This window comes from Paraburkholderia sp. JHI2823 (assembly GCF_038900695.1).
In the GTDB taxonomy this organism is placed as follows: Bacteria; Pseudomonadota; Gammaproteobacteria; order Burkholderiales; family Burkholderiaceae; genus Paraburkholderia; species Paraburkholderia mimosarum.
Genome location: NZ_JAYMRY010000001.1, coordinates 544,121 through 554,712 on the forward strand (window position 1 = coordinate 544,121; position 10,592 = coordinate 554,712).

A 10,592-nucleotide genomic window follows, 5' to 3' on the forward strand; every position below is an offset into this window, starting at 1 on the left:
GCGCGGTCTGGCGCAGCCTGGAAACCCTGTGGGGACGCCGCTTAACCGCGGCACATTCAGCTTTTTAGCCTGCCTCGTCAATCTTGGACAGACAATTGAAGCCTTAGTTTAGGCGAGCATGGAGGCCTTGTAAATCATAGACTTCCAGGTTCTTCAGGTAGCGCAGCCCCTCGACGGCCGCACGTGCGCCCGACATCGTCGTGTAATAGGTGACCTTGTTGGCCTGCGCGCTCATGCGAATCGAACGCGAATCGGCAATCGCCGCGCGCGTTTCGTCGACGGTCGTGATGACGAGCGAAATCTCGCCGTTCTTGATCATGTCGACGATGTGCGGACGGCCGTCCTTCACCTTGTTGACGACCTTGACCGGCACGCCGGCCGCATCGATGGCGGCGGCGGTGCCGCGCGTGGCGACGAGCCCGTAGCCGAGCTCGTGCAGCATGCGTGCGACTTCAACGGCCTTGGGCTTGTCCGCGTCCATCACGGTGATGAAGACGGTGCCCGATTCCGGCAGGCGCGAGCCCGCGGCAAGCTGCGACTTGAAGAGCGCTTCGCCGAACGTCTTGCCCACGCCCATCACTTCGCCGGTCGAACGCATTTCGGGTCCGAGCACCGGATCGACGGTCGGGAACTTCACGAACGGAAACACCGCTTCCTTCACGCTGAAGTACGGCGGCTCGACTTCCTTCGTCACGCCCTGCTGCGCCAGCTTCTGGCCGACCATTGCGCGCGCCGCGATCTTCGCGAGCGGCAGGCTCGTTGCCTTCGAGACGTACGGCACCGTACGCGACGCGCGCGGGTTCACTTCCAGCACGTAGATGACATCCTTCTTCGAGCCATCGTCCTGCGGCACCTGCTGGATCGCGAACTGCACGTTCATCAGGCCGACCACGTTCAACGCCTTCGCCATTGCGGCGGTCTGGCGCTTGAGTTCGGCGATCGTCTCCGTCGAGAGCGAGTACGGCGGCAGCGAGCACGCCGAATCGCCCGAGTGGACACCCGCCTGCTCGATGTGCTCCATCACGCCGCCGATGAACACGGCTTCGCCATCGGAGATGCAGTCCACATCGCATTCGATCGCATCGTTGAGGAAGCGGTCGAGCAGCACCGGCGAATCGTTCGACACCTTGACGGCCTCGCGCATGTAGCGCTCGAGATCGCGCGGCTCGTGGACGATTTCCATCGCGCGGCCGCCCAGCACGTACGACGGACGCACGACGAGCGGATAGCCGATTTCGTCGGCGAGCTTGAGCGCTTCGTCTTCGGCCCGCGCGGTGCGGTTGGGCGGCTGGCGCAGGTTCAGGTCCTGCAGCAGCTTCTGGAAGCGCTCGCGGTCTTCGGCCGCGTCGATCATGTCGGGCGACGTGCCGACGATGGGCACGCCGTTCGCCTCGAGGTCGAGCGCGAGCTTCAGCGGCGTCTGGCCGCCGTACTGCACGATCACGCCAAGCGGCTTTTCCAGATCGACGATTTCGAGCACGTCTTCGAGCGTCACCGGCTCGAAGTACAGGCGGTCGGACGTGTCGTAGTCGGTCGAAACGGTTTCGGGGTTGCAGTTGACCATGATCGTTTCGTAGCCGTCTTCGCGCATGGCGAGCGCGGCATGAACGCAGCAGTAGTCGAACTCGATACCCTGGCCGATCCGGTTCGGACCGCCGCCCAGCACCATGATCTTCTTGTTGTTCGTGGGGCTTGCCTCGCACTCGTCCTCATAGGTCGAGTACATGTAGGCCGTCTTCGTCGCGAACTCGGCTGCGCAGGTGTCTACGCGCTTGTAGACGGGGCGCACGTTCAGTTCGATGCGGCGGCGGCGCACGTCGGCGGCGTTGCTGCCGAGCAGCTTCGCGAGACGGCGATCCGAGAAGCCGCTCTGCTTGAGATAGCGCAGTTCGTCCTTCGAGAGGCTTTCGAGCGTGCGGCCGCGAGCCGCTTCTTCCTTCCTGATGATCTCTTCGATCTGCGCGAGGAACCACGGGTCGATCGCGGTTTCTTCGAAGATCTCTTCGCGCGTCATGCCCACGCGGAACGCGTCGCCCACGTACCAGATGCGGTCCGGACCGGCTTCGCCGATCTCGCGGATGATTTCGTCGCGGCTCGTGGTCTTTTCGTCCAGCCCGTCCACGCCGACTTCGAGGCCGCGCAGCGCCTTCTGGAACGACTCCTGGAAGGTGCGGCCGATGGCCATGACTTCGCCCACGGACTTCATCTGCGTGGTGAGGCGCGGGTCGGCTTCACGGAACTTCTCGAACGCGAAGCGCGGAATCTTCGTGACCACATAGTCGATGGTCGGCTCGAACGAAGCCGGCGTCTGGCCGCCCGTGATTTCGTTCTTCAGCTCGTCGAGCGTATAGCCCACAGCCAGCTTGGCCGCGACCTTGGCGATCGGGAAGCCCGTGGCCTTCGAAGCGAGGGCCGACGAACGCGACACGCGCGGGTTCATTTCGATCACGATCATGCGGCCGGTGCGCGGATCGATCGAGAACTGCACGTTCGAACCGCCGGTATCCACGCCGATCTCGCGCAGGACTGCCAGCGACGCGTCGCGCAGGATCTGGTATTCCTTGTCGGTGAGCGTCTGCGCCGGCGCGACCGTGATCGAGTCGCCGGTGTGGATGCCCATCGGGTCGAGGTTCTCGATCGAGCAGACGATGATGCAGTTGTCCGCCTTGTCGCGGACGACTTCCATCTCATATTCCTTCCAGCCGAGCAGCGACTCTTCGATCAGCAGCTCGCGCGTGGGCGAAAGGTCGAGGCCGCGTTTGCAGATCTCCTCGAACTCTTCGCGGTTGTACGCGATGCCGCCGCCCGAGCCGCCCAGCGTGAACGACGGACGGATCACGACGGGATAACCGCCCGTGCCGGTCGCCGCGGCGATTTCGGCGTGAACCTTGAGCGCCTCTTCCATCGAGTGCGCGACGCCCGACTTCGCCGAGCCAAGGCCGATCTTCGTCATCGCGTCCTTGAACTTCTGACGGTCTTCGGCCTTGTCGATGGCTTCCGGCGACGCGCCGATCAGCTCGACGCCGTACTTCTGCAGCACGCCGTGGTGGTGCAGGTCGAGCGCGCAGTTCAGCGCGGTCTGGCCGCCCATCGTCGGCAGGATCGCGTCGGGGCGCTCCTTCTCGATGATGCGCTCCACCACTTCCCATGTGATCGGCTCGATGTAGGTGACGTCGGCCGTGTTCGGGTCGGTCATGATCGTCGCCGGATTGCTGTTGACGAGGATGACCTTGTAGCCTTCTTCACGCAGCGCCTTGCATGCCTGCGCGCCCGAATAATCGAACTCGCACGCCTGGCCAATGATGATCGGACCCGCGCCGATGATGAGAATGCTCTTGATGTCTGTCCGCTTGGGCATAACGCTCTCGCTAAATATTCCTGTGTCTTTTACGTCCTGCGGCGCGCGCTTCGCTTGCCGCTCGCCGCCGGGTACGCGCGTGGGCCGATCTCGAGTTCGGCTCGCTGCGCACCCTGCTCTGTTCTTTCCCGCCTGTGCGCCGCGCCTACGCTTTCGCCTTGTCCATCAGCGCGGTGAAGCGGTCGAACAGATAGCCGATGTCGTGCGGGCCGGGCGACGCTTCCGGGTGGCCCTGGAAGCAGAACGCGGGCTTGTCGGTCAGCTCGAAGCCTTGCAGCGTGCCGTCGAACAGCGAGACGTGCGTGACGCGTGCGTTGGCGGGCAGCGTGTCGGCATCCACTGCGAAGCCGTGGTTCTGCGACGTGATGACGACACGGCCGTCGCCGAGATCCTTGACCGGATGGTTCGCGCCGTGGTGACCCGTCTTCATCTTCATGGTTTTCGCGCCCACGGCGAGGCCCATGATCTGGTGGCCGAGACAAATGCCGAAGGTCGGGATGCCGCGAGCGATGAACGCCTGCGTGGCCTTGATCGCGTAGTCGCACGGCTCCGGGTCGCCGGGGCCGTTGGAGAGGAACACGCCATCCGGATTCAGCGCGAACGCGTCTTCAGCCGTGGCTTGCGCCGGCAGCACCGTGACGTCGCAGCCGCGCTCGGCCAGCATGCGCAGGATGTTCTGCTTCACGCCGAAGTCGAACGCGACGACCTTGTACTTCGGCGCCGACTGCGTGCGGTAGCCTTCGCCCAGACGCCACTCGGTCGTATTCCACGGGTAGGGCTTTGCGGTCGAGACGACCTTGGCGAGATCCATACCCGCGAGGCCCGGGAACGAGCGCGCGAGTTCGATGGCACGGGCTTCGTCGTCCGAACCGGCGAGGATCGCGCCGTTCTGCGCGCCCTTGTCGCGCAGAATACGGGTGAGCTTGCGCGTGTCGATGCCGGCGATCGCCACCACGCCTTCGTCCTTCAGGTAGTCGCCGAGCGTGCGCTCCATGCGGAAGTTCGAGGCGAGCGTGGGCAGGTCGCGGATGATCAGACCGGCGGCATGGACTTTCGTGGCTTCGACGTCTTCGGCGTTGACGCCGACGTTGCCGATATGCGGGTACGTGAGGGTGACGATCTGGCGAGCGTAGCTCGGGTCAGTCAGGATTTCCTGATAACCGGTAATGGCCGTGTTGAACACGACTTCACCGATCGTATGACCCGGCGCGCCGATCGAGTAACCACGAAAGACCGTGCCGTCGGCGAGCGCGAGCAGAGCGGGAGAAAATGACGGCAACACGGGAGACTCCTTGGGGGGAGCACCCTGTGCCGACCTGTTATCCGACGTTGCGATCTTGCGACCTGGGAGCGGCTGCGGCGTCGGCATTCTGTGTCCACCTTCGTCGGGTAGATCTGGAATGCGCGCGCGGCTCGCTCGCTACGCGACTCTTCGTGCGGTCGGCCGTGGTGGCGCCGGGCCACGAGTTCGCGTTTTTGACGCAGGATCGGGCGGCAGCCGGCCAGTCGACGGTGAGGCGCGGGCGGCGGATGAACGGTTGGGAGGAGGTAGGCGCTAGGGTGCGGGTTGATAAGCTCAAACCTTGAAATTATAGCGCGAAAGTCACCTTTCCTTCAAATTCCAGGATGACGCCGACGATGGGGAGCACCCACGCGCTCACGCGTGCGGCCCTTTCCACTATAGCGGGCGGCGGCGCGGCGGCAAACAGGCGCTGCGCTTTTCGAATGCACACGCCGCAAATGAAAACGCCGTCACCTGGCGGGTTGACGGCGCTAAACGTAACAACACGGAGAAGTGATCGGAGCGAATACCCTGCGCTGCCCCCGCAACGCACGATTTGAGCACCCTTCGCTAGCCGCTATTGGACTTTGTGCTTCTGCGTATGGGTTTCGGCCTTCGGGCGGCTTGCCGCACCCTTCGACGCCTTGCTGGGCGCTGCGCTCGAGGCCTTTGCCTTGACAGGTTCGGAAACCTTGACGACCTCAGTGCGCGTGCGACCGTGCTTCTTATCGTAGCGCGACTTCGACCCAGTGTCTGTAACGCGGGTGCCGATTCGCTGCACGCCGCCACCAGAAACGTTCGTTGCCAGACGTTCAGGCCCCGGCTCGCTCGGCATTGCCTTGTTGACGGGCACGTGCAGCACGAGCACCTGGCCCGGTGCAACGTAGTCACGGCGGGTCTTGTTCCATGCCTTCAACTGTCCCAGTGACACGCCGTAGCGGCTCGCCACCGCTTCCATCGACTGCTTGCGGCGCACGCGGATCAACATCTTGCGCGTGTCGGGCACGTCCGGCTCCATGGCCAGCACGGCGCTCTCCGCGACGTCGGCGCTGATGTCCTCGTCGTCGCCGTCGTCGGTGCGCGGCACGACGAGCGTCGAGCCCGCCTTCAGGCGCATGCCAGCCGGAATCTTGTTCACCGACATGAGGGTGTCGGCGTCCACGCCGATCTTCTGCGCGAGCGCAGCCGGCGTCGTGCGTGCATCGGTCGTATAGACGGTCCACGAGGACAGCTGCCCCGAATACGCCTTCAGATTGCGCTCGAACGCGCTCGCGTTGTCGAACGGCAGCAGGATCTGCGGGTCGGTGGCACCGAGAATGACCGGCTTCTTGAACGACGGGTTGAGCGAGCGGAACTCGTCGGTCGTCATGTTCGCAAGCCTGGCGGCGACGTCCACGTCGATGTCGTGCGACGTCGTGACCGTGACGAAATAGGGGTGGTTCGGAATGGACGGCAGCGTGAGCCCGTATTGCTGCGCGTTCATCACGATGTTCTTGACCGCCTGGAGCTTGGGTACGTAATTGCGCGTTTCATTGGGCATGCGCAGGCTCTGGTAGTCCGTGGGCAAGCCCGCCGCCTGGTTGCGCGCGATGGCGCGCTGCACGTTGCCCTCGCCCCAGTTGTAGGCGGCCAGCGCGAGATACCAGTCGCCGAACATGTCGTGCAGACGCGAGAGATAGTCGAGGGCGGCACTGGTGGAGGCCAGCACGTCGCGGCGCTCGTCCTGCCACATGTTCTGCTTGAGGTTGTAGGTGCGGCCGGTGCCCGGCACGAACTGCCACATTCCGGCCGCCTTCGCGACCGACAGCGCCTGCGGGTTATACGCGGATTCGATGAACGGCAGCAGCGCGAGCTCGGTCGGCATGTGACGCGCCTCGAGTTCTTCGACGATGTGATAGAGGTACTTTTGCGAACGCTCGGTCATGCGCGCGACGTAGTCGGGCCGCTGGGCGTACCAGTTGGCGTTCATGTCGACGAGGTCGCTCTGCAGGTCGGGCATCTGGAAGCCGCGACGGATGCGCCCCCAGAGGTCGGCGTCGGGGCTCGTGAGTTGAGTGACGGAACCTTGATCGACGTTAATCGTTTCTTTCGCTGCTGAGGTCTTGCGAATGAGGTCGGCGTTGGCTTGGGCGTTGGCTGAGGCTTGAGAACTCGCAGACTGTCCCCCGCCCGCACAGGCGGCGAGCATGAGGACCAGCAGCGCACTGAGTATGAATCGCATGAAAATCTACATCCGCAAGGCTGGAATTTGCAGCCGATAGTACGGAACACACCCGCTTCCGTCAATCGGAATTATTCGGAAAAAAGCCGTGAAATCCGCAGCTTGGGTGCGATTCCACACGCTTGGGTTGAGCATACCCCCTCATTCCGGTCGGTCAGCGAAACCGGTTCTTCCATTCGCGCATCATGGCGAAAGCAGCCAGCCGGTCCGGCACCGCTTCGTGCAGTGCCTCGGCGAGCGCGGCTTGCACGGCCGCATCGCCCGCGCGCAGGAACGGATTGACGGCGCGCTCGTGCGCGATCGTCGTGGGCAAGGTCGGCACGCCGCGCTCGCGCAGCGCCGCCGCCTCGCGGCTCCAGTCGCGTAGATCGGCATTGCCGGGATCGCAGGCGAGCGCGAAGCGGATGTTCGACAGCGTGTATTCGTGTGCGCAATGCACGTGGGTGTTGCCGGGCAGTGCCGCCAACGCGTCGAGCGAGACGAGCATCTGCGCGGGCGTGCCCTCGAAGAGGCGGCCGCAGCCGCAGGCGAACAGCGTGTCGCCGCAGAACACATGGGGCGTGCCGGCGGCGTCCGCCGCCTGGAAATACGCAATGTGGCCGCGCGTGTGGCCCGGCACGTCGATCACCGTGAAGTCGAGCGCGGGCGCGTCGAGATGGACGGCGTCGCCGCCCTTCACGCGCGTGACGAACGGATCGAGCGGGCCGAGCGCTTCGCCCGCCGGGCCGTATACGGGCACGCGGGGCACGCTGGCGTCGGCGAGCAAGTCGGCCACGCCGCCGACGTGGTCGTTGTGGTGATGCGTGAGTAAAATAGCGGCGAGCCGCCAGCCGCGTTTCGCGAGATATGCGCGAACCGGGGCGGCGTCGCCCGGGTCGACGGCGACGGCATTCTGGCCGTCCGAGACGACCCAGATGTAATTGTCTTCAAAAGCCGGAACCGGTACGTATTCGTGGGCAGCGCAGGCAGCGCCCGAACGCGCGTACTCAAGCGGACTCTTCATGGGGCGACGTATTCTTCGACATGACTGATCGATTGATTATAGACTGGCCCGCCTGGACCACATCGCCCGCTGGCAGTTACGTGCTAGGTTGGGAACAGGAGCAGCTAGATCGCGTGGTGTCGAACATATTCGGCTACCATGCGCTCCAGCTCGGCCTGCCGCAGCTCGACGCCCTGCGCGAAAACCGCATGCCGTGCCGCGGCCTCGTGCTCGACGCGGCCAGCGCCGCGAGCGCGCCCTACTCGATCCCCGGCGCACCGGGCCATGCACTCGAGAACGGCGCCGAACCGTTGCGTGGCGCGCCGGGCATACCCGAAACCAACGGCACGCGCGCGGCCGGCACCACGGAAGCCCGCTTCCCGGCGGCGACAGGCGCCCCGCCGCTATACGCGCCCGCTGGCCGCAGCACGGTATGGTGCGACTACCTCGACCTGCCGTTCGAGGCGCAGAGCGTCGACCTGATCGTGATGCCGCACACGCTCGAATTCACGAGCGACCCGCACCGACTGCTGCGCGAAGCCGAACGGGTGCTGATGCCCGAGGGGCAATTGCTGATCGTCGGATTCAACTCGCTTTCGTTGTGGGGTGCGCGCCACTCTGCCGGAAAGCTGACTGGCCATCCGTTCCTGCCCGCGCGGCAGGACCTCATCGCCTTCACGCGCCTGAAGGACTGGATCAAGCTGCTCGGCTTCGAGCTTGAACGCGGGCGCTTTGGCTGCTATCGTCCGCCGCTCGCCACCGACCAGTGGCTCGGCCGCTACGGTTTCATGGAAGCCGCCGGCGACCGCTGGTGGCCCATTTTCGGCGCGATCTATATGGTGACGGCGATCAAGCGTGTGCGCGGCATGCGCCTCGTCGGGCCGCTGAAGGTCAAGAAACCGGTACTGGCGGCGAGCCTGAAGCCGGCCGCCACCACACCGTCACCCACTCGCAACAAGGACACATGAGCACACCCGATTTCGTCGAAATCTTCACGGACGGCGCCTGCAAAGGCAACCCCGGCCCCGGCGGCTGGGGCGCGCTGCTGCGCTTCGGCGCGCAGGAAAAGGAACTGTTCGGCGGCGAGGCCGGCACGACCAACAACCGCATGGAGCTGATGGCGGTGATCGCCGCGCTCGACGCGCTCAAGCGCCCATGCAGGGTGATCGTGCACACCGACTCGCAGTACGTGCAGAAAGGCATCAGTGAGTGGATTCACGGCTGGAAAAAGAAGAACTGGATGACGGCCGCCAAAACGCCGGTCAAGAACGACGATCTCTGGAAGCGCCTCGACGCGCTCGTCGCGCAGCACGAGATCGAGTGGCGCTGGGTGAAGGGCCATGCGGGCCACCCGGAGAACGAGCGTGCCGACGCGCTCGCGAACCGCGGCGTCGCCACGCTCGCCGAACTCTGAGACCGCACCGCACGCGGCTCCTCGACGCTTTCAAGACTGACAAAACATGCGCCAAATCATTCTCGATACCGAAACCACGGGCCTGAACGCCCGCACGGGCGACCGCATCATCGAAATCGGCTGCGTCGAGCTGGTGAACCGCCGGCTCACCGGCAACAACCTGCACTTCTACGTGAATCCGGAGCGCGACAGCGATCCGGGCGCACTCGCGGTGCACGGCCTCACGACCGAATTCCTCTCCGACAAGCCGAAGTTCGCCGAAGTCGCCGATGAAATCCTCGACTTCGTTCGCGACGCGGACATCATCATTCACAACGCGCCGTTCGACATCGGCTTTCTCGACGCGGAGCTCGCGCTGCTCGGCAAGCCGGCGTTCAAGGAGCATTGCGGCGAGGTGATCGACACGCTCGTGCAGGCCAAGCAGATCTTCCCCGGCAAGCGCAACTCGCTCGATGCCCTGTGCGACCGCTTCGGCATCAGTAACGCGCACCGCACGCTGCACGGCGCGCTGCTCGACTCGGAGTTGCTCGCCGAAGTCTATCTGGCGATGACGCGCGGCCAGGAGAGCCTCGTCATCGACATGCTGGGCGAGCACGCTGCGCCGGGCTCGGTCGCCGCGCCGCGCGTGCGGTTCGAGTCGATCGAGCTGCCGGTGATCCTGGCAAGCGACGAGGAAGTCTGCGCGCACAACGCCGTGCTCGATGAGCTCGACAAGGCGCTCAAAGGGACGTCCGTTTGGCGCACCGAGCCGGTCGCCGTCGAAGAAAATTCGGCCGATGTGCAAAATGCTTAAAGAAGGGCTTTACAGGATCTGAAATAGCCTGCATAATCTCAATCTCTTCGGGTGGTTAGCTCAGCGGTAGAGCACTGCCTTCACACGGCAGGGGTCACTGGTTCGATCCCAGTACTACCCACCAGAATTCCCTGGTGTTGGTAACGACAAACACCGAAGCGGAAAATCAAGGGCTTACGTTGAAAGACGTAAGCCCTTTTCCGTTTACGCGCGCATTTCTGAAAGTAGGAAATGTATCTTTTCCGTACGAGCCGCCCGATACGGAAATCTGTACGGCTAGTGCATGCGCGGCGCGGCCTTAGTCGCCTCCGAGAGTCCGCGAGCGCGCCTAAGACTCCGTGCGCAGGCGACCTGTCCGGCACCGCGCCGCGCGATCTACTATCACCCGCCTTCTAGCGGACGATTCGAAACTAGCTGTCATGGCCAGATACAGATGTCCGGTCTCCGGCTCAATAGAAATGTCCGGTTTTTTGCGAGATTTGCTTCCGTCTTTCCCGGGTTTAATCTCCATTCCGTGTTGAAGGATAGCGTCTGGAGCAGCA

7 protein-coding genes and 1 tRNA gene are annotated in these 10,592 nt (G+C 64.2%); 4 read left to right on the forward strand and 4 right to left on the reverse strand.

The window, feature by feature from the left end; genetic code table 11:
- Positions 1-103: 103 nt before the first annotated feature.
- The 4 genes from carB to gloB all read right to left on the reverse strand — a co-directional run bounded on the left by carB (position 104) and on the right by gloB (position 7,864).
- Positions 104-3,358 (reverse strand): carbamoyl-phosphate synthase large subunit, encoded by a 3,255-nt coding sequence (gene carB / locus VSR34_RS02545; RefSeq protein WP_028214493.1) that lies wholly within the window; start codon positions 3,356-3,358, stop codon positions 104-106.
- A gap of 145 nt (positions 3,359-3,503) precedes the next feature.
- On the reverse strand, positions 3,504-4,640 hold the full coding sequence (gene carA, locus VSR34_RS02550) for a glutamine-hydrolyzing carbamoyl-phosphate synthase small subunit (RefSeq protein WP_028214494.1): 1,137 nt from the start codon (positions 4,638-4,640) through the stop codon (positions 3,504-3,506).
- A gap of 577 nt (positions 4,641-5,217) precedes the next feature.
- Positions 5,218-6,861 (reverse strand): transglycosylase SLT domain-containing protein, encoded by a 1,644-nt coding sequence (locus tag VSR34_RS02555; RefSeq protein ID WP_028214495.1) that lies wholly within the window; start codon positions 6,859-6,861, stop codon positions 5,218-5,220.
- Positions 6,862-7,015: 154 nt separating this feature from the next.
- Complete coding sequence (gene gloB / locus VSR34_RS02560; RefSeq protein WP_342961768.1) at positions 7,016-7,864, reverse strand: hydroxyacylglutathione hydrolase; 849 nt, start codon at positions 7,862-7,864, stop codon at positions 7,016-7,018.
- Between the two features lie 20 nt (positions 7,865-7,884).
- Here gloB and VSR34_RS02565 point away from each other — a divergent pair, with 20 nt between their 5' ends.
- The 4 genes from VSR34_RS02565 (at position 7,885) to VSR34_RS02580 (ending at position 10,174) form a co-directional block, all read left to right on the forward strand.
- Positions 7,885-8,811 carry a class I SAM-dependent methyltransferase gene (locus VSR34_RS02565; RefSeq protein WP_342961769.1) on the forward strand — a complete coding sequence of 309 codons (927 nt, stop codon included), beginning with the start codon at positions 7,885-7,887 and terminating at the stop codon, positions 8,809-8,811.
- Positions 8,808-9,257: a ribonuclease HI gene (rnhA, locus tag VSR34_RS02570; protein ID WP_028214498.1), complete on the forward strand. Its 450-nt coding sequence runs from the start codon at positions 8,808-8,810 to the stop codon at positions 9,255-9,257. The genes VSR34_RS02565 and rnhA overlap by 4 nt, the downstream gene beginning before the upstream one ends.
- 46 nt (positions 9,258-9,303) lie before the next feature.
- A complete protein-coding gene (gene dnaQ / locus VSR34_RS02575) occupies positions 9,304-10,050 on the forward strand; it encodes a DNA polymerase III subunit epsilon (protein WP_028214499.1) in 747 nt (248 codons plus the stop codon).
- Positions 10,051-10,099: 49 nt separating this feature from the next.
- Positions 10,100-10,174: transfer RNA gene (locus VSR34_RS02580), tRNA-Val, on the forward strand.
- Positions 10,175-10,592: the final 418 nt, after the last annotated feature.